A 22,199-nucleotide genomic window follows, 5' to 3' on the forward strand; every position below is an offset into this window, starting at 1 on the left:
CCGTTCGTGCGTCGGCTGTCGCTCGCCCCCGTGCCTGGCTCGGCCAACCCGGGACGTTCGGTCACGGCGAGGCTCGACGCCTCCGCCGAGGGTTCGGCCCTGCCCGACGGGACCAAGGTAGTCGTCGATTCCGTAGACGGTGGCTGGTTACTGGGACTCGGGCCGGGCCTCGACATCGAGGCCAGCCATGGCGGGTGGCGGGAGAGCTCGCCGCTCGGCCGCCCCGTCGTCACGGCCGGCGCCTGGCAGGGCAGCACATTCGCCGCCGAGCTCCATGTCATCACCACCCCACACCGGGTCCGGCTGGTGGTGGACGCCGACGCCGGAACGGCGGTGGCGACGTGGAGCACCGTGCCCCCGAGCAGCCCCAACCTGGAACTGCACCTGACGTCGCCGCTGATGACACAGCCCGACCTCGCGTAGCTGACAAGAACACGCTCTGGGCGGCTCAAGACCTTCTTGATCCTGCGCCGAGCTCGGGCTTGAGGGGGTGGGGCTCGTCAATGAGCGCTCTCGCCGCGTTCAGCCCACGTGCGGGCCTTCTCGACGAGTCGGTGTGCGGCCACGCCGGTCCGAAGGGGTTCGATCGGCAGCGGTGGGTGCCCGACGCGGGCCCACGTCCAGCTATGGCGGCGGCGTTCGAGTTCTGCGCGGTCGCGGTCGAGCATCCGGCGCGCTGCGATCAGCCGCGACTTGTGCTCGATGCGCAGCTGCTCCGCCGCGGGTGGGTCGAGCTCGGTCAGGAGCGCGCGGGCGTGGCGGGGCAGCTGCGCCGCCCGGTCGGCTACCCTGGCGCGGTCGTGGCGCTCGGCGACGCAGACGACCGTGCTGGCTTCCCCGAAGCGGTCACCGATCTCGCTCACCCCCAGTGGCCGACCCCACGTGAAAGCCCCCGGGCTATAGGCACGAGGCCGCTGCACTTCGGCGGCGCAAAACCGAGCAACTCGCCGGACGCCTCACGCCGGCGGTCACCGATCAGGTCCGCCCATGCCGCCCGATCCAGCGGCCGAGGTGGAACCTGCGTCGTGGGGCTCCCCGGTTTGTACAACGCCTCCGCGGCGCGGCTGCTCCGGGCCCTCTTGGCCGATGGAGCAGGAGGACGCGGCGGACCGCCTCGACGAGAGTGCGCCCGTGCCAGGCCGTGGAGCCTGAGCCCACGAACAACGAAAAGAAAAGAGATCTACTCTTCCCACTTCAACGTATAACACGCCCCCGGCCTTGCGGCAAGGCCCCATTCATGCTGCACAATTCGCGGCCGAACGCCGCAACCTAGGAAACGGAAGTGCAGTGGTGCGAGTTCTGTTGTCGACATGGGGGTCCCGCGGAGATGTCGAGCCGTTGCTGGGGCTGGCGCTCGAGCTGCGCACACAGGGCGTCGACGTGCGGATGTGCGCGCCGCCGGACTTCGCGGACCGGCTGGCCGAGGTCGGCGTGCCCCTGGTGCCGATGGGCTTCGCGGTGCGTGAGCTCGTGGCCTCCAAGCCGTCACCCGCGGAGGTGGCCGCCGCGCTGGTCGCCCAGCACTTCGACGTGGTTGGCAAGGCGGCCGAGGACTGCGACGCGGTGGTGGCGACCGGCCTGATGCCCGCAGGCGTGCGGTCCGTGGCCGAGCACCTCGGCATCCACTACGTGCTCGCCGCCTTGCACTCGGTCGGGCTGCCGTCGCTGCAGTGCCCGCCGGGGCCACGGCCGGGGAAGCCGTTCCCGCCGGGGGAGACCGACCTCCGGGTGCTGTGGAAGATCGATGTCGAGCGGGTCGACGCGATGTACCGCGAGCCGCTCAACGCCCGCCGGGCCGCGCTCGGTCTGCCGCCGGTGGACAACGTCCGCGACCACGTCTTCACCCCGCGGCCGTGGCTCGCGGCGGACCCGGTGCTCTGGCCGTTCCAGGACGCGCTGGGGTTCGACGTCGTGCAGACCGGCGCGTGGATCATGCCGGACGATCGCCCGCTGCCCGCGGACCTCGTGGAGTTCCTGGACGCGGGTGGACCCCCGGTGTACGTGGGCTTCGGCAGCACGCAGATGGTCGTCGCACCCGACGCCGGGGCGGTGGCTGTCGAGGCGATCCGCGCGCAGGGCCGCCGAGTGCTGGTCAGCCGAGGCTGGGCGGACCTCGCATTGATCGACGAGGGGGACGACTGCTTCGCCATCGGCGAGGCGAACCACCGCGAGCTGTTCCGGCGCGTGGCAGCGGTCGTGCACCACGGCGGGGCCGGCACGACGACCACGGCCGCGATGGCGGGTGCGCCGCAGGTGATCGTGCCGCAGATCGTGGATCAGCCGTACTGGGCGCAGCGAGTGGCCGATCTGGGCATCGGCGCGCGCCACGAGGGTCCGACGCCGACCGTCGAGTCCCTGTCCGCCGCGCTCGAGCTCGCGCTTCGCGATGACACCGCGGCGCGGGCCGAACAGGTGAGCACCACAATCCGCACAGACGGTGCGGCTGTGGCGGCGAGGAAGCTCATCAACCTGATCGGCCAGGTGCCGGAATGACCTCGTAGCGCGGCCAGCCACGCCCTGGCCGCGGTCGGGAACCGGGCGCCGGCGGGTAGTTGCGTGCTGCGGTTGGCTCTGCTGTCTCGGGCGATTGTGCGGGCAGCGGGGGATTCGCGATCGCGTCGATGAGGTGGTGCTGTACGGCCGGGTCGATTGCGGCCTGGTTGTCGAGGACGTGCAACAGTGCATCACGGATCGTCGCGCCGTCGGCGTCCTTGGTGAGGTAGCCACGGGCGCCGGCGCGCAGCGCAGTGCAGGACGCGGGTCAGGGACTGGATCGGTTCGACGATCAGCCGGTTGATCAGCCGGGCGATCTCGTTGCAGGTCAACGGGATCAGCCCGTCCGGTTGATGGGACCTGGCAGTGGCGGCGACACCGCGAGCAGGGCGTGGGCGAGCATGGCGATCAAGGTTCAGCGCCGCCAGGAGGTCCACCGGCAAACTTGGTGTTTGTCCAGCCCGGTGAGGGTTTGGTGGCCTGGAAGGATTCCTGATGCGCCAGCGGGTGCCGGCGCCGCGGACCAGTTCGGTCAGCGGCGACCGGGCGGGGCGCGTAGCAGCGGTAGTAGGCCAGCATCCCGCGCACGAACCCGGCGAAGTGCCGATGGGTCTCGACCCGCGGGAACCGGCCGGCGACCCGATCGAGAAGTTGACCTTCCAACACCGGCCACAAGCCGGCCTTTGCGCTGTGGCCCGCGGCCACCGCGTGATCGTCTGATGTCCACATAACTGATGATCATCATGCGGTGGTCGTCTGCGTTCCCACCCAACTCGACCAGCAAGATCACGTAGTCGAGCGAGTACTAGGGTTCGGCATCGAAGATGCGGAGGTTCATATGGTGTCGAGTGGCCTCGACTTCGCCCTGTACGGCCTGCACCGGGGCAGTAGTGCGGACCCGACCACGATGGTGAGGCGCGCGCGTCTGGCCGAGGAGGCCGGCTTCGAGTCGCTGTGGGTCGGCGACCACATCGCGCTGCCGGTGGATGCGTCCGATCCCGCTGACCAGCCGCGCATCGAAGCGGTCGTGGCACTCTCGTTCCTCGCCGCGGCCACCAGCCGGGTGCGCCTCGGTTTCGGGGTCATCGTGCTGCCGCAGCGGCAGCCCGTGCTGCTGGCCAAGCAGGTCTCGTCGATCGACGCGTTGTCGTTGGGGCGGGTGATCGTCGGGGTCGGCGCCGGTTATCTGGAGCCGGAGCTGCGCGCGCTCGGCGTGCCGCTCGCGGAGCGAGGTGCACGCACCGACGAGTACCTCTCCGCGATGCGCTCCCTGTGGAGCGTCGAGACGCCGTGCTTCGAGGGGCGGTTCGTTTCCTTCTCCGGTGTGCTGGAGCGCCCGCTGCCGGCGCAGCGACCCCATCCGCCGATCGTGATCGCCGGTCACTCGGCGGCCGCGTTCCGTCGCGCCGTCGAGCAGGGCAACGGTTGGTACGGCTGGGAGTTGAGCGTCGATGAGACGGCGAGCGCGCTCGCCGCGCTCGGGCGGGCAGCGCAGCGGCACGAGCGCCCGGCGGCACTCGGCGACCTCGAGGTCACGATCACCCCACCGGGCCCGATCACCGTGGAGATCGCTCGACGGTATGCCGAGATCGGTGTCCGCCGCCTGCTCCTCCAGCCGGACACGATGGACGGCACGGCGATGGATGAGTTGATCACGACGACGGGAGACACGCTCATCGGCGCTGTGTGACCGCTCGGTCGAGCCCGTTCCCCTTCACGCAGCCAGGCTCGTGCGGCATTCCCGCTTCGTGGGCGGCGGCCGCCGCTGGGGCGGCGCCGGGCCGGGCCGACGAAGGCGGCGAGAGCGTCCCGCAGTTTGCTGACATTCGCCGTGGAGAGATCAATCTCGTAGTTGCGGCCGTCTATGCCGAACTCGACTGTCTCGTCAGCGGCCTGTCCGTCCAGGTCGTCGACGAGCCGCGCACCTCGCGAATTTGCGCCACTGTCCCTGTCCTCCGTCGTTCTCATGTTGGCTGTTGGGCACCCCCGACCCAATGACCTAGTAGTACTTCGTTAGGTCGGTGTCAACGGCGCGTTGGAACTGGATCTGGATCTGGCCCACTTTGCGTGATCGGACTGGCCCGGCGGGGTCACCTGGCGAGCAGGACTCGCTTGCGGAGTAGGTCGAAGTTGGCGCGGCCATACATCTGCCTCTTGATCATCTTTATGCGGTTGACGTTGCCCTCGACCGAGCCGGAGCTGTGCGGCAGGGTCAGTCCGTTGCGGACGGCGTCGTAGTCGCGGCGTAGGCCGGTGACGAATCTGTGCAGGTGGGGCAGGTCGTTGGATTCGACGGCGGCCATCCAGGCGTCCAACCGGTCGCCGTGGCGGCCGGTGAGCATGTCGCCGAACGCGGCGACGTGCGTGGCGGTGTTCTGCAGGTGGGGGCAGGCCGCCAACACCTGCTTGAGGTGGAGTTGCTCTTCGGCGTCGCGTTTGTTGGGGTGGTGCAGGATCCACGAGGCGATGCGTCGGATCTTGGGCAGCGCCGGTTTCGGCGGCGGTGCGGCGTCCAGTGCGCGGAACGGTGCGAGGTAGGCAGCGACGGTGCCGCGACATCCGCGGTAGCCCTGTCCGCGGATCTCCTCGAACAGGGTTGTGGCGTTGCGGATCCCGGCGTTGAAGCGTTCATGCAGGTAGGGCTTGAAATCATCGAGCACGCTGCGGCGGCCCGCGCGCGGCTTGGCCAGTAGCTCCTCGACATCAGTGGCGCGGTAGAAACGGCGCACGGTCTCCTTCGCCAGCCCGAGTTCCCGCATGATGGCCTTGATGCCCCTGCCTTGGCCCTTGAGAGCCTGCACCCGCTCGTAGCGGTCCTTGGTGCGCGTGACCAGGGCGGAGTTCTCGGCCCGCCCGGCCTGCGCGACCGCGGCGGTCTCGGCCAGGTCGGCAGAGCCACCGGGTTCTGCGGGAATTTCGGGTGGGATGTCCTCAGCGGCGGCGCGCAGGCAGCCGTGGTGGGTGGCCACGGTCTTCTCGACATACTCGGCCAGGTTGTGCCACAGGTGCCAGCGGTCAGCGACCTGGATCGCCCCGGGAGCTCCGGTGCGGGCGCCCTCGGCGTACGCGCCGGCGCGGTCTCGACAGATCACCTCGGCGCCGGGATGGGCGAGTAGCCACGCGGCGAAGGAGTCGGCCTCCCGGTCCGGGAGCAGGTCGATCGGGCGCCTGGTAGCGATGTCGATCAGCACAGTGCCGTAGACGTGCCCGCGGCGCAGAGCGAAATCGTCCACGCCCAACACCATGACCGTGCCGACCTGCGGGTCCGGCAGCGCTCGGACCAGCCGCAACAGGGTGCTGCGGCTGGTCGGCAAGCCCAGCACGCCGGCCAGGCGGGCACCCGCCCGCCCGGCCAACGCCAGCCCGATCGACTCCAGCATCCGCCGCAGCAGCAAGCTGCGCCGGGCATGGCGCGCGGTCAGTCCCGTGATCTGCTCGGCGAACGTCCGTGCCGAGCACCAGGCGTTCTCGCAGAAGAAGCGGCGAACCCGCAGCTGGATCTCCACCCGTCGACCGGCGACCGCCGCGTCGGCCAGCCGCCGCTCATACCTGCTGTGCACCCGCGCTGACCTGGCTCCGCAACGCGGGCACGACGCCCGCTCTGCTCGTGCGTGCGCCCAGATCCGCAAGGCCCGGCCCACATCGGCGATCCGCTCGATGACGACATCTGCCAGATGCGGGAGCAGAACACGAACCCCGCCTTGATCACCACACCGGCGGAGATGATCAACCTTTCGAGATCAACAGTCCCGCGCGACACACCCAGACGAGGCCAAGTCGATCACGCAAAGTGGGCCAGATCCAGATCCAGTCCCAACGCGCCGTTGACAGGAGCGGCGGTGCGCTGCCAGTGCCGTGCTCGGCCAGCTGTGCGGAATCCTGGGCGACTCGCTGATCGCGATCGTGCTGCTTCGCTTCATCGTGCTGCCGCAGCGTGTTGGGTAGCTGCGGCAACGCGTCCTGCACGCAACGGCACATCTGATGTCCTTGTCGACAGGCCCGGGGAGATTCCGGTTCGCGAACCTCGAGGGATGCCTGGTCGAACGGTGGTCGTGGTAGTCGCCGGACCCGGTCTCACCGCGAGTACCTCGCAAGCCCGAGAATGTACTCATGTCCGAGCATGAACGGCGGCTCGAAGCGTGGGAACGGCACGCCGCGGTGCGCGATGCGTTGGCGTCGGTGCGGGCGGAGGCAGTGGAGCCCGATGCTGACGGGCTACGGCTGATCGAGCGCGTCGCAGCAGGCGAGCTGACTACAGACCAGGCCCGGGAGCTGATGCTGGGGCTTTACCGCCAGTGAGACATGAGCGACAGGCCCCCGGTGTGCGATGTGTTTGTCGACAGCGTCCGGCGGCCGTGCGCGCCGAGTGTCGACACCGAGGGTCTAAGCCTGACCCTGAGGGCTACGGCTGATCGAGCTGTCAATCGACACGAGCGGGTCTCGGCCGGCGAGCTGACTGGGGAACCTGACCGGGGTACCGGCCGGTTAGTAGATGTGGGGTTGTCGACGACAATGGCCCGGCTTGACGCTGCTGCCCCGGCGCGCAACTCGAGCCCGATACTGCGGTTGTTATCGACAGCGGCTGCCCCGACGTCGCTGCTGTTGATAGCCGACGTAGTGAACTGCTTACGGCGGGAGGTTGATCGTGATGTCGGTGGTGAGGCTGCGGCGTATCGGCTGGGATGCGTGGCTGGTGTCTGGCTGCCGATGACGAAATCAGTGTGGGTGTGCGAGGTTTTCTCGGTTACGGCTATCGGCAGTCGCTGCACCGGCCGTCGATGACGGCGCGGGCTGCGACGGATCGAAAGCATTCACTGCAGGCAAGAAGGGTGGCATCTCGTCGGCGGCAATCGCATTCATGGCAGCGTGGGCAAAACTGGTGGTTGCAGTCGGGACAGGGGTAGCCGTTGACCGTGCCGAGGAATCCGCATGGGCACCGCCGGTGGCCTTCAGGTCTGCGTGCCGGTGTGTGCTCCCCGGGGTGCAAGTGGAGGTTGTCGAGCTGCCACAGGTCGCTGACCACCATCAGCGCGTAGGTGCGCGAGGTCCCTGCGCAGGCGTCGAGGTAGAGCGTCTGTCGATCGTCTGCCCAGGGTGGTGACCAGAACGAACGGGTGCGCATGCTTGCGCCGGGTTGTAGCCGCCGGAGGGGGTGTACCGCTGGTACCGGGTCGCCCGGGCGGGGCCGCACGTGGAGCTCTCCGCGGACGGCGGCTCGGACCACTTCGTGACGGTTGAGATCGGTGATCAGCACCATCCCCGAACAGGGAAGACGTCGAGCGAGCGCGATCGCGCAGACCTCCTGGCTCGCCGCGGTGGTGTCGGCCAGTCGGCGCAGATGGACGGCTTCGGGCGTCCCGGAGCCGATCACCGCGTCCAGTAGGGCGTCGGGAAGCAGCAGCCGCGAGGCGATCTCGTTGCACAGCTGTTCAAGCGCGTCCGCAGGCTTGTCCTGCTCGTGGACCCAGTCGAGGGCGGCGTCGTCGTGGTCGACAAGCCCGTGGGCGAACTCGTGAAGAATAGTGAAGTTCTGTCGGTTCGAGTCGGTCGGGACGTAAAGGATGGTGCCGTGCCGATGGAAGGACATCCCGTCACACCATCCACCGGTTCCCCGTTCCTGCTGAAGTTCGGGAACCGGTGTCACATGGTAACCCTGACGCTGCAGGGCTCGGAGTGGGTCCGCGGCGAGGCCTGCGGCCGCGTCGTGGGGGATCGCGGCAGTGATCCTCTTTGCGTGCGCGGTCACGGTCATGGGCCGTCCAAGAACCCTTCGATCTGACGGAGGATCTCGATGATTCGCAGAAGCGCCGGCGCGGTGGGCTCGCGCTCGTTACGGTGAAAAGCGCTAGCGAGCGCATAGTCCACCCGGCGTCGGACGTCGGCGACCGGGACGCCCTCGTCGTCGGCCCACGCATTGAGCCGCGCGGCGATCGTCTCGTCGTCGAGAAGGCGTTGCCAAGGCTTCGCCCGGGGCGAGGACCTGCTCGGCATGAGCTTCGCCGGTGTGGTGTCGAGGATGTCGGCGACCGCGGCGACCAACGCGGGCGGTTGCGGGCTGTCCACACGCTCCCATGCCGCGACCTCCGCAGTCGTCACCTCCCACCCGCGGGCGACGAGACGCGCTCTGAGCTCGCTGGGCTTCAAGTGTCGGCGGCGGCGCGCGGCGCCCAGGGCGTGTGCGGCGAGCGGCCGGTCGGGATCGGGCACCAGCCCGAGAGCGATCGCGATGGGGTCGTCGACGGGCGACGGCGTGGCCGCACCCGCCGACCCCGCACTCACCGACGCCGCTGTCGCCGGCGGGTTGGTGATCGGGGCGGGCGGTCGGAGCGCAGCAAGCACGGGGCCGACCTCGAGGACGATCGCGTGTTGATCGGCGGGCAGGTGTTGGGCCAGCTTCAGATCCCCGGCCAGGTAGGCGGCGAGGGCACGTCCGAGGGGGGTGTCGTCGGCGGGGTCTGCGGGCTCTTCGTGGTGTTGGTCGGGTCTCATCTCGGTCGCTCCTCCCGCATCTCGCCGAGGGCTTCATCGCGTAGTTGGCCGACGCGCTGCGTTGTGATGCCGAACTGCTCGGCGAGTTCGGCCCGGGTGAGTTCAGTGATGTAGAGGCCTTCAATGATGGCCCTCTTGCGGGGGTCGAGTCGGTCGAGGCGTCGCTGCGCCTCCATTCTGGTGATCACGGTGTTGTCGTGGCCCGCGACCGGGGTCCGGTCCGCGAGGTAGACCAGGTCAGCATCCTCGACAAGGTGCTCGCGTGCTGCCCGACCAGCCAGTCGTGCCGCCGCGTTCCGCACCGAGCGGACCAGGTAGGCCTCCCAGTTGTCGACGCCATGCAGTGTGCCGCGCTTGTGCTTGCTGACCAGGTCGTTGATCACACAGGCCACCGCATCGCGGGGGTCGACTCCGGTCCCGGCCAGGTCAGCACCGGCGACCCGGTGCATGGTGTCGCCGTGGCGCTGGTAGAGCGCTGCGACGTCGGGCTGCTCGGTGGTGGACTCACCCGCCAGCTGGCTGCTCACCCGAGCAAGTATCGTCTGCGCCGCCGAGCGATCCGTCTTGCGCCCGATCGGCGGGGGCGCCATAGAGCTGTTTGGTCCACCTGCGCCGGACGGCGGAGCGGCACACGCATCGGCCAGTGGCGTCGGCGAGGACGCGTCGCACAACTCCGGGGGGAAGACCCCCGAGATCGACATCGACACGCCGGTCGAGCAGGGGCAGCCCGTCGAGTTGTTTGACTACCTCCACCGCGGCGAGCACACCAGCGAACCACGACACATGCGGGGCGGCGACAGCCACCGCGCCCTCCCCAGCCGGGCCGGCCGGTCGCAGCGCTGCCTCGGCGTAGGCCTCGCGGACCAGATCCGCGAGGCGGTAGCCGACCACGTCGGTGCGACGGTGCGGCGGGACACGGCCGGCGGTGACGGCGAACCCGACGTCGGTGTCGGTCAGCCGGGTGTCGTGGTGGAGTAGCTGCAGGATCCGTGCCACCGGAAGGCCGGTGACCTCGGCATAGACCTGTGCCTGGGTCGCCGGGGGATCCGCGCAGACGTAGTCGCAGAACGGGCAGCGCAACCCGTCGGCGAACCGCTCGCGTTGAGCGTGCAGGGCCAACCCCGACACCCCGAGGGACAACGTCTCGCGGGCGAGGACGTCGGCGACATCGAGCCTGCCGCTCACCGTGTCGACCGAGGAGATGAGCAGGCCGTCGAAGCCGGGACGGTCGCGGGCGACCGCCCACTGCGCCACCCCGTGTGGGGCGGCGTCAGCGACGATGCCGAACTCGCGCAGCCGGCCCGTCGCCCAGACCGCCTTGTTTCCGAGCTCCCCGCCGCGCAGCGCGGGATAGCGAAAAGGGTTGTGGTTAGGATCGAGATCGTCGGCGTCGATGGCGGTCACCCGCACTGACCGCCGATCCCCCACCGCGCGGTGGGGTGTCGCGATCGCCATCGCGAGAAGCGCGAGGGTGCTCGTGCCCACCGAGCCGACACCAGCGACGGCGACCTCAAGGGCGCCCGGCGAGACGAGCTGGCCACCCACCGCTGCCGGTGCGCTGCGCCCGGGACGATGAGTGAGCAGGTCGAGGGCGTAGGGGCCATCGAGGATGAGCCCGGGGTAACCCAGGTTGCCGAGAACCCGGTTGAGGACCTGACCCACCGCCAGGCACGCTGCCGCGTGCACGCCCAGCGCGTGGGACGCTGGATCCAGCGCCACCGGTGCGACACCCAAGCCCGCGGTCCAGTCCCCGCCGCCCACCCCGACATCACCCGCCGACACGCCTCGCGCGCCGACGGTGACCCGCAACTGCCGCTTCGGCGCCGTCGCGGGGCGAGGCCACAACCGCTGGACCACCTCGACGATCTCCCCGACCGTCCCCACGCCCCACCAGTTGCCAGGTGCGGGGATGACACGCGAGATCGAGACGTCTCCCACGAGCCGGGCGAGCAACCCGGAGAGCGCGATGAGCGAGCAAGTGTGAGCGGCACCGGCCTCCTTGCCAACCTCGATGACCACCCGCACGTCGTCGAGCGCGGCCAGGGCCGCGACGCTCTGCTCGGTGTGCGACAGCGTTCCCAGCAGCCGCAGCCGCGGGTCGTTCCGGTCGGTCACCGACGTGTCGGTACTGGTGATGGTCACCGGCGCTGCTCCTCGACGATCCAGCGGTCACGCATCGGGCCGCTGGGCAGTGGCTGCCACCGGGCACCGTCGAAACGCAGTACCGCGCATGCCTCCAAGCCTCGCCGCAGGCCCAGACCGAAGTAGGGCACCACAATCGACAGCGCCCCGACGTGGCTCAAAACAGGGTTCGCGTCGTCGGCTCGGCTGTGGAACGCCTCGCCAGGATGTGAATGGATGCGGGCGACGTATAGCTCGTCGGACCCCAGGGCGGCGGCAAGCTGCAGCTGACCGCGCCGGGTCACCTCCACCGACACCCCGAGCGCCGACCGCGTAGCGCGCTGCTCGGGGATGACCAACCGCGCACCGCTCTCGCCGCAGGCGATCATCGCGGTCCCCTCGCACCCACAGGCCCCCCGGTCCTCGAACCACTCGCGCGCCTGCTCGAGGACGACGACGGACAGGCGAAGGCAATCGAACTCTTGGAACGTGCTCACAGCCCCGCCTTTGCCAGCAGACGATCGAGCAGGTTGTCGGCTCGATGACGGAAGCGCACCGCATCCCAGCGTTCGGTGTGATGCCCCTCGTACAGGTAGAACGCCCGAGTGCCGCTCAAACACACCCAGGGGCGACCGAGCACCGGGTGCTCGCCGAGCGCGAAACCGGGGATCCACCTATCGAGCGGGAGGACGTCACCGTCCTCACCCACGAGGGCGACGTCGAAGGGCTCGGCGTCGTAAGCCGTGCCGTCCAGCTTCAACGTCCACGTCCCGTCCGGCCGCACCAACTGCATGACCAGAGCAAGACCATCACGGTGCAGATCGCCAGCGCGGGCCCCCAACACCTGCCGCGCCAGCGCGAGTTCACCATCAAGGAGGTCAACGAGGATCTGCGGGTGAAGCATGGTTGTCCCAAGCAACCCTCAGCCGTCGACCTGCGGCGCCCGCGACACCAGCACCAGCACGTCGCCGCGGACCACCCCAACCTCGCCGATGGTGCCCGTCGGGTCGAGCTCGGCGTCACCGAGCCGGGGCAGCGTCAGCGAGTAGTCCCCCTCGGCCAACTCCCCACGGGCCACGAAAATCCGCACCGACTCGACCGTCACGTCCCGGATGCGATCCGAGGCACGCACCGTGTCGTGGTGGGTGTGGCCGGACAGCGTCCGCACCGTCACCGGCAGCGGCCTATCCCCCCGACCGTCGCCACCCCGACCCCGGTCCTGACCGCTGTTGTCGAAACCCACCTCGTTCATCGAACCTCCACCAGTACCGGCCCCCTGCCGGAGCCGCTCACCACGTAGAGGCCACGACCGACCCAACCCGAAAGGCAGACGAGGTGTGACGCCTGGCACATTCACACCTCCGCTCCCTCCGATCCGCCACAGTGCCGCAAACCTGCTGCGCGCCAGCCCCAAGGGAGACAGGCTCGACCTCGAGACTGATCACTGCGGCGTCGTGAGACAGCCTGAAACCCCACAGGCCGTCCAAGATCAAACTGCATCCCGAGAAGCCTGCTGTAGGGAATGCCATCAGCATGAGACTGATCTTGGTGCCATCGCGGTGAGACAACCGCAAACCCGCAGCTCAGGCATGATCCACATGTCATGGGATTTGAGACCCTACAAACGGCCGCTCGAAGAGTGGGAACTGCACGCCGCGGCCCGGAAGCTGATGCCGGGGCTCTACCGCCAGTGAGGCGGGGCGGGTTCGGGTCATTCCCGCGAACCGACTCTTGACAGAGCCCATCTCCGTGCGTCTAGCCTTACCGTTCGTGGAGGCTTACGGAGATGGTGGCCTGGGGTTGCTGGGCGACCCCAGTCGCCGCGCCATCTTCGAGTTGCTCGCCCGCCGGCCGTGCTCGGTGCAGGAGCTCGCCGACGAGCTGCCGATCAGCCGGCCTGCGGTGTCGCAGCACTTGAGGGTGTTGCGTGAGGGTGGGCTGGTCGTCAGCCGGGCCGAGGGCACGCGGCGGATCTACCACCTCAACCCCGAGGGCGTCACGGCGATGCGGGCGTGGCTGGATGGTGTCTGGAGCGATGCCCTGACCACGTTTCACAAGATCGCCGAGGATCCACGGACCTGAACTGCGACCATCGGTAGGAGAACTCATGCCCAGCACGGCTCCGATCCCACCCATCACCGGCAGCGTCACTGTTGCCGTGCCGGTTGAGCGCGCGTTCGAGGTGTTCACCGGCTCGGTCAACTCGTGGTGGCCGCACCAGTACCACATCGGGCAGGCCGAGGTCGCTGAGATCGTGCTGGAGCCGCAGGTCGGTGGCCGCTGGTATGAGCGTGGCGTGGATGGCAGCGAGTGCGACTGGGGACGGGTGCTGCTGTGGGAGCCGCCGTCGCGGCTGGTGTTCACCTGGCAGATCAACGGGTCGTGGCAGTTCGACCCCGACCCGCAGCGCGCCAGCGAGATCGAGGCCCGGTTCACCGCCAGCGGCCCGCAGGAGAGCGTCGTCGAGGTCGAGCACCGCCACTTCGAACGTCTCGTGGGTGGTCAGGCCATCCACGGCGCCATCAACGGTGGCGGTGGCTGGGCACAGCTGCTCGACGGGTTCGCCAAGACCGTCGCCGAGCAGAGCTGACCACCGTGGCTGCACACGGCAACACAGATGTCGACGCCATGGCGATGGCCCACGACGAGCGCGCCGCGTTGGTCGAGCTGCTGGAGTCGCTGAACGCCGAGCAGTGGGAGGCGCCGACGTTGTGCGAGCAGTGGCGGGTGCGCGAGGTGATCGCGCACATGTTCAGCTACGACGAGTTGTCCACTCTCGGCGCGCTCGGGCGGCTGTTGCGCAACGGCATGTCGCTGGATCGCGCCAACACCGCCGGGCTGGCTCGCTACGCCGATCACAGCCACGAGCAGCTGCTCGCGCTGGCCCGCGCGCATCTGCGGCCCAGCGGGCTGACCGCGAAGTTCGGGGGCCGTATCGCGCTCGCCGACGCGATGATCCATCAGCAGGACATCCGCCGACCGCTCGGGCTGCCTCGCGAGATCCCGGCCGATCGGATCGCCACGGTGCTGGAGTTCGCCAGCACCGCGCGCCCGCTCGCAGCCGCACCGCGCATCGCCGGACTGGCGCTGGCCGCGACCGACGTCGAGTGGAGCTGCGGCGCGGGCCCCGAGGTCCGCGGACCGGCCGAGCCGCTGCTCATGGCGATGGTCGGCCGACGCGGCATCACCGCGGAACTCAGCGGGCCGGGCACGGAGATCCTGGAAGCGCGGATCGCCGGCTGACCCACGGCCACTCCTCATCGGCCTCAGCAGGGCGGGTGGGGATGAGCCGTCGTCGAGGCTGCGGCGGCTACCACGATGCCGGTGACGGCGTTGCGGATACGGACAGCGGCAGTGGCCGGGTCGGGTTGGCCGGCGTCGAGCCACGCCGTGATCGCGGCGATCGTCGCGGTCGGGGTGAGGTGAGCCGCCCACCTGCGCCATCCCGGGTCGGGGATATGGGCGGCGAGTTGCTGCTCGGCGATGGCGGTCATCTCGGCGGCGAACCGGTCGGAATCGGCGCGGAACTGCGGCTCGCGCGCGGCGTGGGTGAACAACAGCCGAAACCCCGCCGGGTCCCGGGACGCGCCGGCCAACAGCGCGTCGATGATCTGCGCGTTGTAGTCGGGCCCCCCGACAGCTGCGCCGAGGTTGGCCCGCGCCCGGGCGAGTACCGCACGGTAGAGGTCGATCTTCGAGTCGAAGTGCCGGTACAAGATCATCCGCGTGACTCCGGCCTCCGCGGCGATGTCGTCCAGCCCGGTGTCGACGAACCCGGTGCGGGCGAACGCCGCGGTGGCGGCACCCAGGATTTGCTCACGCCGCTGCGCACGCGGCATCCGCTGTGTTCCACCCACTTCACAAATGTAGACCATCCGGTATATATGCTGAAGTAGACATCAGTCGGGCGCAGGAGTGGGTATGGCGAGCGATGAGCAACGGGCGCGGTGGGCTCGCTACTGGAACCGGTCGGCACCTCGCACGGACTCTGCGATGCAGTTCATGGACCGGGTGTTGTTCCGCGACAGCCGTGCCTGGGTGTGTAGCCGCGCGGCGGGGGAGGTGTTCGAGGTCGCCGTCGGCACCGGGCTGAACCTGCCGCACTACCCGGCCGGGACGCGGGTTCGCGGTATCGACCTGAGCCCGGCGATGGTCGAGCTCGCGCGGGCTCGGGCGGTCGAGCTCGGGCGTGATGTCGAGGTTCGGGTCGGAGACGCCGAGCACCTGGACCTGCCTGATTGTTCGGTCGATTGTGTGGTGTGCACATTCTCGCTGTGCGGGATCCCCGATCACCGCCGCGCGCTCACGGAGATGGTGCGGGTGCTGCGCCCCGGCGGATCACTGCTACTGGCTGATCACGTCGCGTCCACCATCGCGCCGGTGCGAGCGGTGCAGTGGCTGACTGAGGTGGCATCAGTGCGGTTCATGGGCGAGCACTTCCGCCGCCGCCCCGCGGACCTTCTTCCCGGGCTCGGGCTCGACATTGTCGAGATCGAGCGGTTCACCGGCGGCGTGGTGGAGCGGCTTGTCGCCCGCAAACCGGTGTGACCGGCACCTCCGTGCCGGCACCGGATCCGACACCGACACCGAATCCGATGCTGGTCGACGTCGTGGTCGTGGGCGGTGGCCAGGCCGGCCTGGCGGTCGGCTATTGGCTGCAGCGCCACCATCGATCGTTCGTCATTCTCGACCGGGCTGCCGAGGTCGGTGCGGCGTGGCGAAACCGCTGGGACTCGCTTCGGCTGTTCACCCCGGCCGGGTTCAGCCACCTGCCTGGCTTGCAGTTCCCCGGGCCGCCGTCGGCGGCGCCCACCAAGGACGAGATGGCCGACTACCTGGCCGCCTACGCCCGGCACTTCGCGCTTCCTGTGGAGCTGGGCACGGCCGTCGATTCCGTGGAGCAGAGCGGCGAGCAGCTCCTCGTCACCGCCACCGACGGCCGCGGATGGCTGGCTCGCGACGTCATCGTGGCCACCGGCGCGCACACCCGCCCGCACATTCCCGGGTTCGCCGGCGACCTCGATCCCGCGATCGTGCAGCTGCACTCCAGCGGCTACCGGCGGGCCGCCCAGGTCCCCGTTGGTGCGGTGCTGGTCATCGGCGCGGGCAACTCCGGTGCCGAGATCGCCGCTGACCTCGCCGCGGCTGGACGCGAGGTGGTGCTGTCCGGGCGCGACGTCGGGCACATCCCTCAGCTCGGCCCCTGGACCTACCCGCTGATGCGGCTGCTCGGGCGCCCCGGCGCGGCGCTGGCTCGCCGAGGCCTGCGTGGTGGGGCCGAACCACTGGGACGCATTCGTGCAGGGGAGCTCGAGGCAGCCGGGATCGCTCGGGCGCCACGGACGGTCGGCGCTCGTGGAGGGCTCCCGCTGCTCGCCGACGGGTCGATTGCCCAGGTCGCGGCGGTCGTGTGGTGCACGGGCCTGCGTCCTGACTACCGCTTCCTGCGGTTGCCGGTCCTCGACGATGCCGGCCGGCTGATCCACCGTCGCGGCATCACCGACTGGCCCGGGCTTTACGTCGTCGGCCTGCCCCACCAATCCTCGATCACCTCGCACCTCGTCGGCGGCGTCGGCACCGACGCCCGCCACGTCGTTCGGCACCTGGCACATCGACAGACACCTCGACAGCCAGCGCGCCGACTCGCGCGACGTCTCTCGCGGTCGCCGGCTACGTCGTGAGCCGCCGTCGCATCGGGGTGAACGCGACGATCGGGAGGATGAGCAGGGCGACCACGCCGCCGGCCAGCGACAGCGTCGGGTAGCTGGCGGACGCGACGACGATGCCGGATGCGAGGCCGCCTCCGGCTCCTGCGAGGGCGATGGTGACGTCGACCTTGCCCTGGGTACGTGCTCGCACCGCCAGCGGAACCGCGGCGAGGATCGCCGTCCCGCTGACCAGCCCGAAGTTCCAACCCAGGCCCAGCAAAGCCAGGGCCAGGGCCAGCAGGGGAACCGAGTGCACCGGGGCGGTCGCCGCGAGCGCGCCAGCCGCGAGCAGCGTGAGCCCGGACGTGACGGCGACCGGGATCGATCCGAAGCGATCCACCAGCCACCCGCTAACCGGGGACGGCAGGAACATCGCAGCGACGTGCACCGCGATCACTAGCCCGGTGACGCCAACCCCATGGCCATGTCCGGCGAGGTGGACCGGGGTCATCGTCATGATCGCGACCATCACCAACTGGCTCAGGACCATCACAGCGGCCCCGACCGGCACCGACGCCCGCGGTGCAGCGTCCGGCAGGTCGGGGGTTCCAGCGGGGTTCGTGGTGATCCTGCCCAGCTCCGCGACGGCGAGTTCCCGGGCGAGCAGCAGCGGGTCAGGCCGCAGCAGCACGCCCAGCACGACCGCGGCCGCGGCGTAGGCGATGGCGGCCAGCAGGAACGGGCCGGCCAGCGGCGGGATCCCCCACGGTGCGACGGTCGTCCCGCTGAGCGCAGTGAGGTTCGGACCCAGCACCCCTCCGAGGGTGGTGGCCAGCAGCACCGTGCTGACCGCACGGCCACGCCGTTCCGGCGCGGCCAGGTCGGCACCGGCATAGCGGGCCTGCAAGTTGGTGGCCGTCCCCGCCCCGTAAAGGATGAGCGACCCGAACAGCAGCACGACGCTGCCCAACACCGCCGCCCCCACCACGCCCAGCGCGCCGGCCGCACCGACGCCGTAGCCGACCGTGAGACCGAACCGCCGACCGGCAGTGTCGGAGATGCGCCCCACACCCGCCGCCGCGGCCGCCGACCCGACCGTGTACAACGCGCTCGGCAACCCCGCCAGCGCAGTCCCGCCGAGCATCTCCTGCGCCAGCAGCGCACCCACGGTGATTCCGGCCGCCAGCCCTGCCCCGCTCAACACCTGCGCCGCAACCAGCACAACCAAGATCCGGCGCTGGTCAGGATGACGAGGCGGGGCCATAGCCATGTCCCGTCGAATCATGGCCGCCGAGCCCCGACATAGACGAACGGCTGGATCGCTCCTGCAGGTGTGTGATGCTCGGCGCGTCGGCAGACCCGGACATCCCAGCGCGGACCCAGCTCCGCGATCAGCGCGGCGGCATCCCAGCGCTGCACCGGCAGGCCGGAGCATTGCGCCGGCCCATCCGCGGCGAACGTGGCCATCACCAGCGCTGCGCCCGACGGCAGGGCATCGGCCAGCAGCTCCCGGTAGCGGCGGCGCTGCCGCTGCTCGGTCAGAAAGTGGAACACTGCCCGGTCATGCCACACCTGGAACTGCCGCGGGGGCGTCCAGGCGAGCAGATCCGCCTCGATCCAGCGCACCTCGTCGGCGCGTGGACCGAGGCGCTCGCGTGCCTTCTGCAACGCGGCCATGGAGATGTCCAGGGCAGTGACGTCGTAGAACCCGCGATCGAGCAAGGCGGCTGCGATCCCGGAAGCCCCAGCACCTACGTCGATCACGGCCTCGCCGGTGCCGACACCGAGTTCGTCCAACACCTGCAGCGACATGACCGGATCGGGCTCGTACCAGCTCGCTACGGCCGGATCCCACCTACCGTGCACAGACTCCCAGTGCGCCACGCCTCCGGTCACGACCTTCGCCACAACGACTGTTCTACACTATTCCATAGAACATTGGAGGATGAGATGAGTAGCCCGGCCAAGACCGAACTGTTCGAACGCGTCGCCCGCGTGGGCAAGGCCATGGGGCACCCCGCTCGACTGGAGCTGCTCGACCTGCTCGGGCAGGGCGAATGCCCGGTCGAGCCGCTCGCCGCCGCAGCCGGACTGCGCCTGTCGACCGCATCGGCACACCTGCAAGTGCTGCGCCGGGCCGGGCTCGTCACGACCCGCCGCGCCGGAACCAGCATCCGATACTCACTCGCCGGCGACGACGTCGCGACCCTCTACGCGGCCCAACGAGCCGTCGCAGCCGCCCACCTCGACGATCTCGAACCCGCGCGCCGAGCTTTCCTCGGCCTTACCACGAACGACCCGCAAACCGACCCCGCCGTCCAGGAGATCAGCCGCGAGGAACTCCTGCGCCGCGTACGCGACGGCCACGCCACCGTGCTCGACGTCCGACCGGCACGCGAATACGCCGCCGGCCACATCCCCGGCGCCATCTCCATCCCCGCCGACGAACTCGCCGACCGCTTCGCCGAACTCCCCACAGCAACAACCGTCGTCGCCTACTGCCGCGGACCACACTGCGTCCTGTCCTACGACGCGGTCCGACTACTCACCCAACACGGACGAAACGCCATCCGCCTGGTCGACGGCATGCCCGAATGGCGCCTGTCCGGACTCCCCGTCGCCCACGACCCCGCTGCCTGACCGCTGTCCTACCCCGCTCACTCAGGCCCTGCCTGAGCAGACAGAACTCGGGAACCGGTTGATCACCGCAAGCGCCACGGATCGCTCGAAACGGCCAGCGGTGCCGAGGTGTCCGCTGGAGCGGCCAGGTCACGTCGACGCCGTCCTCGGGTTGTTTGGCGCTGGACGGTGTCGTCGAAGAGGTACGCCGCATTGCGGCTCGTCCCGGGTGTGAAGGACGCGCGTAAGGTCACCGTGCCTGATCCAGACCTCGCCGCTCCTGCACGCCGGCGGCAGCCCGAGCGCCGAGGTCGTGCGTCCGTGCGCGGATGGCGGGTATTGCCTGGCGACGGCGATCTCGACGGCCGGATGACACCCGCTCGCTGATGTCCGCAGGGAAATGCCATCAGCGTGAGACTGGTCTTGCTGCCACCGCGGTGAGACAGCCGCGCCCGCAGGTCAGACATGATCGACATGCCATGGGTGCTGAGAACCTACACGTTTGAGGCGTTGGAGTCTCAGATTCGGTGGCGTATTCTCAGTGATCTTGGCATGCGGATGGCACACATGCGGCAGGTTCATTCTCGGACGCCGTCGCGATACATGATCGTCGCCAGTACCCGGCGGTGCGCATTGTTGTCAGGGAACAACTGCAGCTTGCAGAAGAGGCGATTGATGTAGCACTCGACGGTTTTCTCCGCGATATGCAGGTGCACCGCGATGGCCTGGTTGGACAGGCCTGCCGCGATCAGCCGGTGGACGTCGGATTCGCGCGCCGTGAGCATTGCATCTCCCATTTGCCTGGACCTGCGGCATGCGTTCCAGCGTTTCTGCAGCGCCTCGAGCTGCCCCGGCGGCCTGCTCGGCGTCCTCGTACTCAGAGCCCGGGCTCGAGCAGTGCACTCCCTCTCGCGGATGCGCCTATTGGATCCGGGACAGGCTCTTGCGGATCTGTCGCTTCATGCGGGCGCAGCGAAGGAGGTAGATCGGGTTCGGTGGTACCCAACCGAGCTGGCGGGCCCAGCCGAGGTCGTCGCGATTCGCCCAATGCTCGATGATCTTGCCGTCGCACATGTGGAACCAGTGCGACTCCGTGATGGCGAAGGTCTTCCCGGTCGGGGCGAAGGCGGCGTCGACATCGATATCGCCGTTGGTGCCGTCGGTGAAGAAGGCGAAGGGCCGGGTGTGTCTGCCGTGCATCGTGCAGTAGACGGTGACGGTGTCGGCTTCGGCGATGACGTCGTGGATCTCGTAGGACATGTCGTCGAACCCGCCGCGAAGCCAGGAGCAGAGTCGGTAGAGGGCCTCGGGGCCGGTGCCGCGGGCGTCGGGTGGCGCTGCACGGCGTTCTCGGGTGAACCCGTCGGGGTGGACGAGATCGTCGAACTCGGAGCGGGAGCCGATCGCCATGTGGTGGATGCTGCGTATGGCCAGGTCCTTCAAGTCGGTCGAGGTCGTGGGGGCCATCCGAACTCCAATCAGATACAGTCGGACTGTAAGTAAATTGTGAGGCTGAGGATGACGCAGGTCAAGAGGTCATATGACGCGTCGCGGCGCCAGGAGCGAGCGCGGGAAAGGCGACGCACGGTGATCGCCGCTGCGCGGGAGCTGTTCGAGGGCGAGGGGTTCCGCGCTACGACGATCGCGGCGGTCGCGGCGCGGGCCGGGGTGTCTGCCGAGAGCGTCTACAAGGGGTTCGGCACCAAGGCGGTGCTGGCGAAGGCCGTGTTCGACCAGGTCATTGCTGGTGATGATGAACCGGTCGCCGTTTGGGAGCGGCCTGAGCTGGTGGCGATGCGGGCCGAGCCCGATGTGCATCGCAAGATCGCGCTGTTCGTGGCGGCGCTCGTCGAGCGGGTGCAGCGCTCAGCCGGCGTGCAGATCCTGATCCGCGATGGTCGCCACGTCGACGACGGGCTGAGACCGGTATGGGAGGCGCTCTGCGCGGAGGCACTGACAGGGATGACGGTACTGGCAGGGCATCTGCTTGAGACCGGGCAGCTGCGGAGGTCCATCTCGGCGACCGAGGTGCGCGACCTGCTGTTCAACTACGTGGCAGTGGACCACTATGAACGGCTCGTGTTGGGCCAGCGCTGGCCGATCGAGCAGTACACCACGTGGTTGACGCGCGCCATCACCACTGCGCTCTGCCCGTTTCCGCTCATCGAGGAAACGTGAGGCTGATCCTGGTGTCATCGTGGTGGGGCAGCGCGGATCCGCAGGTCAACCAAGATCGACATGTCGCGCGCCTTGAGACGTTGCAGGACCAAGATCAATCAGGTAGACGATCATCGAGCGTGGGTGGACCGTCGCCCAATGCCGCGAACGCGGGCCGGAGAACCTCGATGATCTCGTCCGTGCTCACCGAGGTCAGGCCTCGCAGCGCGAGGAGGTCCCGGCCCAACCCGACGCCGAGCATGATCGACCTCATGACCGCGGCCCGCACCTCGCGATCGGCTCCGGACATCGCTGCTGCGAGCTTGTCGGCCTGCTCGTTGGCCGCCTGCTGTACCCGCGGGATCTCGTCCGGGTCGGTCAGCATCGCGCGGAGCGTGGGCAACGGCTCGTCGCTGGTGTCGATCAGTTTCAGCCGGAACGTGTCCAGGAGGAACGGGACCAGCTCGTCGGGGTCGGGGGCGAGCCGCATTGCGGCCATGAAGATGTCGCGCGGGGTGCCGAGTTGCTCGGTCACCTCCGCCGGGTCTGCCCCGGCCGCGATGGCGATGGTCTCGACCGTGGTGTCCGGCCCCCGCTCGATGAAGAGTCGGCGAGCCGCGATCAACACCCGTCGTTCGTCCACGCCACGAAGTTAGTCCCGTCATCGCTCTG

The 22,199-nt window shown here is 69.2% G+C and carries 27 protein-coding genes and 1 pseudogene; 11 read left to right on the forward strand and 17 right to left on the reverse strand.

Annotated features, from left to right (window positions below):
* Positions 1 to 6 precede the first annotated feature (6 nt).
* The gene (locus LL648_RS05250; RefSeq protein ID WP_232661255.1) at positions 7 to 423 is read left to right on the forward strand and encodes a hypothetical protein; all 417 of its coding nucleotides are present in this window, start codon (positions 7 to 9) and stop codon (positions 421 to 423) included.
* 77 nt (positions 424 to 500) lie between these two features.
* On the opposite strand, the gene LL648_RS05255 is transcribed toward LL648_RS05250, so the two are convergent.
* Positions 501 to 863: a hypothetical protein gene (locus LL648_RS05255; protein WP_232661256.1), complete on the reverse strand. Its 363-nt coding sequence runs from the start codon at positions 861 to 863 to the stop codon at positions 501 to 503.
* A 427-nt stretch (positions 864 to 1,290) separates the two neighbouring features.
* Between LL648_RS05255 and LL648_RS05260 the strand changes: the two genes are divergently transcribed.
* Both LL648_RS05260 and LL648_RS05265 read left to right on the forward strand, forming a co-directional pair.
* Entirely contained in the window at positions 1,291 to 2,493 is a 1,203-nt protein-coding gene (locus tag LL648_RS05260) for a glycosyltransferase (protein ID WP_232661257.1), read from the forward strand.
* 838 nt (positions 2,494 to 3,331) lie between these two features.
* Positions 3,332 to 4,183, forward strand: coding sequence for a TIGR03619 family F420-dependent LLM class oxidoreductase (locus tag LL648_RS05265; RefSeq protein WP_232661258.1), 852 nt, complete (start codon positions 3,332 to 3,334; stop codon positions 4,181 to 4,183).
* A gap of 143 nt (positions 4,184 to 4,326) precedes the next feature.
* Here the strand turns inward: LL648_RS05265 and LL648_RS05270 are convergent.
* From LL648_RS05270 to LL648_RS05280, 3 genes and pseudogenes are all read right to left on the reverse strand, one after another.
* Positions 4,327 to 4,461 (reverse strand): annotated as a pseudogene (locus LL648_RS05270) (Lsr2 dimerization domain-containing protein); the annotation flags it as partial.
* Between the two features lie 122 nt (positions 4,462 to 4,583).
* Positions 4,584 to 6,134, reverse strand: coding sequence for an ISL3 family transposase (locus LL648_RS05275; RefSeq protein WP_232661259.1), 1,551 nt, complete (start codon positions 6,132 to 6,134; stop codon positions 4,584 to 4,586).
* A gap of 85 nt (positions 6,135 to 6,219) precedes the next feature.
* Positions 6,220 to 6,459 (reverse strand): hypothetical protein, encoded by a 240-nt coding sequence (locus LL648_RS05280; protein WP_232661260.1) that lies wholly within the window; start codon positions 6,457 to 6,459, stop codon positions 6,220 to 6,222.
* A 144-nt stretch (positions 6,460 to 6,603) separates the two neighbouring features.
* Here LL648_RS05280 and LL648_RS05285 point away from each other — a divergent pair, with 144 nt between their 5' ends.
* Positions 6,604 to 6,792 (forward strand): antitoxin VbhA family protein, encoded by a 189-nt coding sequence (locus LL648_RS05285; RefSeq protein WP_232661261.1) that lies wholly within the window; start codon positions 6,604 to 6,606, stop codon positions 6,790 to 6,792.
* Positions 6,793 to 7,243: 451 nt separating this feature from the next.
* On the opposite strand, the gene LL648_RS05290 is transcribed toward LL648_RS05285, so the two are convergent.
* The 7 genes from LL648_RS05290 to LL648_RS05320 are packed head-to-tail and all read right to left on the reverse strand — an operon-like array spanning position 7,244 to position 12,355.
* A complete protein-coding gene (locus LL648_RS05290) occupies positions 7,244 to 8,245 on the reverse strand; it encodes an ImmA/IrrE family metallo-endopeptidase (protein ID WP_232661262.1) in 1,002 nt (333 codons plus the stop codon).
* A complete protein-coding gene (locus tag LL648_RS05295) occupies positions 8,242 to 8,982 on the reverse strand; it encodes a hypothetical protein (protein ID WP_232661263.1) in 741 nt (246 codons plus the stop codon). The genes LL648_RS05290 and LL648_RS05295 overlap by 4 nt, the downstream gene beginning before the upstream one ends.
* On the reverse strand, positions 8,979 to 9,509 hold the full coding sequence (locus tag LL648_RS05300; RefSeq protein WP_232661264.1) for a sigma-70 family RNA polymerase sigma factor: 531 nt from the start codon (positions 9,507 to 9,509) through the stop codon (positions 8,979 to 8,981). Before LL648_RS05300 ends, LL648_RS05295 begins: the two co-directional genes overlap by 4 nt.
* Positions 9,487 to 11,124 (reverse strand): hypothetical protein, encoded by a 1,638-nt coding sequence (locus tag LL648_RS05305; protein WP_232661265.1) that lies wholly within the window; start codon positions 11,122 to 11,124, stop codon positions 9,487 to 9,489. Before LL648_RS05305 ends, LL648_RS05300 begins: the two co-directional genes overlap by 23 nt.
* Positions 11,121 to 11,600 carry a Mov34/MPN/PAD-1 family protein gene (locus LL648_RS05310; protein ID WP_232661266.1) on the reverse strand — a complete coding sequence of 160 codons (480 nt, stop codon included), beginning with the start codon at positions 11,598 to 11,600 and terminating at the stop codon, positions 11,121 to 11,123. Before LL648_RS05310 ends, LL648_RS05305 begins: the two co-directional genes overlap by 4 nt.
* Positions 11,597 to 12,007 carry a hypothetical protein gene (locus LL648_RS05315; RefSeq protein ID WP_232661267.1) on the reverse strand — a complete coding sequence of 137 codons (411 nt, stop codon included), beginning with the start codon at positions 12,005 to 12,007 and terminating at the stop codon, positions 11,597 to 11,599. Before LL648_RS05315 ends, LL648_RS05310 begins: the two co-directional genes overlap by 4 nt.
* A gap of 18 nt (positions 12,008 to 12,025) precedes the next feature.
* Positions 12,026 to 12,355 (reverse strand): hypothetical protein, encoded by a 330-nt coding sequence (locus tag LL648_RS05320; RefSeq protein ID WP_232661268.1) that lies wholly within the window; start codon positions 12,353 to 12,355, stop codon positions 12,026 to 12,028.
* A gap of 518 nt (positions 12,356 to 12,873) precedes the next feature.
* On the opposite strand from LL648_RS05320, the gene LL648_RS05325 reads away from it, so the two are divergent.
* The 3 genes from LL648_RS05325 to LL648_RS05335 are packed head-to-tail and all read left to right on the forward strand — an operon-like array spanning position 12,874 to position 14,346.
* Positions 12,874 to 13,185 carry an ArsR/SmtB family transcription factor gene (locus LL648_RS05325; RefSeq protein ID WP_232661269.1) on the forward strand — a complete coding sequence of 104 codons (312 nt, stop codon included), beginning with the start codon at positions 12,874 to 12,876 and terminating at the stop codon, positions 13,183 to 13,185.
* Positions 13,186 to 13,210: 25 nt separating this feature from the next.
* Positions 13,211 to 13,693, forward strand: coding sequence for an SRPBCC family protein (locus tag LL648_RS05330; protein WP_232661270.1), 483 nt, complete (start codon positions 13,211 to 13,213; stop codon positions 13,691 to 13,693).
* A 5-nt stretch (positions 13,694 to 13,698) separates the two neighbouring features.
* Positions 13,699 to 14,346: a maleylpyruvate isomerase family mycothiol-dependent enzyme gene (locus LL648_RS05335; protein WP_232661271.1), complete on the forward strand. Its 648-nt coding sequence runs from the start codon at positions 13,699 to 13,701 to the stop codon at positions 14,344 to 14,346.
* Between the two features lie 23 nt (positions 14,347 to 14,369).
* On the opposite strand, the gene LL648_RS05340 is transcribed toward LL648_RS05335, so the two are convergent.
* Entirely contained in the window at positions 14,370 to 14,960 is a 591-nt protein-coding gene (locus LL648_RS05340; RefSeq protein WP_232661272.1) for a TetR/AcrR family transcriptional regulator, read from the reverse strand.
* A gap of 136 nt (positions 14,961 to 15,096) precedes the next feature.
* Here LL648_RS05340 and LL648_RS05345 point away from each other — a divergent pair, with 136 nt between their 5' ends.
* Together LL648_RS05345 and LL648_RS05350 are read left to right on the forward strand one after the other, a co-directional pair.
* A complete protein-coding gene (locus LL648_RS05345; protein ID WP_232661273.1) occupies positions 15,097 to 15,651 on the forward strand; it encodes a class I SAM-dependent methyltransferase in 555 nt (184 codons plus the stop codon).
* A gap of 47 nt (positions 15,652 to 15,698) precedes the next feature.
* Entirely contained in the window at positions 15,699 to 16,784 is a 1,086-nt protein-coding gene (locus LL648_RS05350; RefSeq protein WP_232661274.1) for a flavin-containing monooxygenase, read from the forward strand.
* On the opposite strand, the gene LL648_RS05355 is transcribed toward LL648_RS05350, so the two are convergent.
* On the reverse strand, positions 16,774 to 17,973 hold the full coding sequence (locus tag LL648_RS05355; RefSeq protein WP_232661843.1) for an MFS transporter: 1,200 nt from the start codon (positions 17,971 to 17,973) through the stop codon (positions 16,774 to 16,776). The two genes, LL648_RS05350 and LL648_RS05355, sit on opposite strands and share 11 nt — an antisense overlap.
* 59 nt (positions 17,974 to 18,032) lie before the next feature.
* Complete coding sequence (locus LL648_RS05360) at positions 18,033 to 18,659, reverse strand: class I SAM-dependent methyltransferase (RefSeq protein ID WP_374111985.1); 627 nt, start codon at positions 18,657 to 18,659, stop codon at positions 18,033 to 18,035.
* A 42-nt stretch (positions 18,660 to 18,701) separates the two neighbouring features.
* Between LL648_RS05360 and LL648_RS05365 the strand changes: the two genes are divergently transcribed.
* Positions 18,702 to 19,391 carry an ArsR/SmtB family transcription factor gene (locus LL648_RS05365; RefSeq protein ID WP_232661276.1) on the forward strand — a complete coding sequence of 230 codons (690 nt, stop codon included), beginning with the start codon at positions 18,702 to 18,704 and terminating at the stop codon, positions 19,389 to 19,391.
* 557 nt (positions 19,392 to 19,948) lie between these two features.
* On the opposite strand, the gene LL648_RS05370 is transcribed toward LL648_RS05365, so the two are convergent.
* A complete protein-coding gene (locus LL648_RS05370; RefSeq protein ID WP_232661277.1) occupies positions 19,949 to 20,155 on the reverse strand; it encodes a helix-turn-helix domain-containing protein in 207 nt (68 codons plus the stop codon).
* 136 nt (positions 20,156 to 20,291) lie between these two features.
* Entirely contained in the window at positions 20,292 to 20,837 is a 546-nt protein-coding gene (locus LL648_RS05375; protein ID WP_232661278.1) for an ester cyclase, read from the reverse strand.
* 120 nt (positions 20,838 to 20,957) lie between these two features.
* Here LL648_RS05375 and LL648_RS05380 point away from each other — a divergent pair, with 120 nt between their 5' ends.
* On the forward strand, positions 20,958 to 21,548 hold the full coding sequence (locus tag LL648_RS05380; protein ID WP_232661279.1) for a TetR/AcrR family transcriptional regulator: 591 nt from the start codon (positions 20,958 to 20,960) through the stop codon (positions 21,546 to 21,548).
* A 94-nt stretch (positions 21,549 to 21,642) separates the two neighbouring features.
* On the opposite strand, the gene LL648_RS05385 is transcribed toward LL648_RS05380, so the two are convergent.
* Positions 21,643 to 22,170 (reverse strand): TetR/AcrR family transcriptional regulator, encoded by a 528-nt coding sequence (locus LL648_RS05385; protein ID WP_232661280.1) that lies wholly within the window; start codon positions 22,168 to 22,170, stop codon positions 21,643 to 21,645.
* Positions 22,171 to 22,199: the final 29 nt, after the last annotated feature.

This window comes from Pseudonocardia sp. TRM90224, assembly GCF_021245725.1.
Lineage (GTDB): Bacteria > Actinomycetota > Actinomycetes > Mycobacteriales > Pseudonocardiaceae > Pseudonocardia.

Bases quoted from the DNA above. Each gene is read 5' to 3' on its own strand.
- LL648_RS05265 (WP_232661258.1), top strand. From the start codon at position 3,332: ATGGTGTCGAGTGGCCTCGACTTCGCCCTGTACGGCCTGCACCGGGGC.
- LL648_RS05350 (WP_232661274.1), top strand. From the start codon at position 15,699: ATGCTGGTCGACGTCGTGGTCGTGGGCGGTGGCCAGGCCGGCCTGGCG.
- LL648_RS05345 (WP_232661273.1), top strand. From the start codon at position 15,097: ATGCAGTTCATGGACCGGGTGTTGTTCCGCGACAGCCGTGCCTGGGTG.
- LL648_RS05330 (WP_232661270.1), top strand. From the start codon at position 13,211: ATGCCCAGCACGGCTCCGATCCCACCCATCACCGGCAGCGTCACTGTT.
- LL648_RS05295 (WP_232661263.1), bottom strand. From the start codon at position 8,982: ATGAGACCCGACCAACACCACGAAGAGCCCGCAGACCCCGCCGACGAC.
- LL648_RS05290 (WP_232661262.1), bottom strand. From the start codon at position 8,245: ATGACCGTGACCGCGCACGCAAAGAGGATCACTGCCGCGATCCCCCAC.
- LL648_RS05285 (WP_232661261.1), top strand. From the start codon at position 6,604: ATGTCCGAGCATGAACGGCGGCTCGAAGCGTGGGAACGGCACGCCGCG.
- LL648_RS05365 (WP_232661276.1), top strand. From the start codon at position 18,702: ATGAGTAGCCCGGCCAAGACCGAACTGTTCGAACGCGTCGCCCGCGTG.
- LL648_RS05315 (WP_232661267.1), bottom strand. From the start codon at position 12,007: ATGCTTCACCCGCAGATCCTCGTTGACCTCCTTGATGGTGAACTCGCG.
- LL648_RS05320 (WP_232661268.1), bottom strand. From the start codon at position 12,355: ATGAACGAGGTGGGTTTCGACAACAGCGGTCAGGACCGGGGTCGGGGT.
- LL648_RS05375 (WP_232661278.1), bottom strand. From the start codon at position 20,837: ATGGCCCCCACGACCTCGACCGACTTGAAGGACCTGGCCATACGCAGC.
- LL648_RS05370 (WP_232661277.1), bottom strand. From the start codon at position 20,155: ATGCTCACGGCGCGCGAATCCGACGTCCACCGGCTGATCGCGGCAGGC.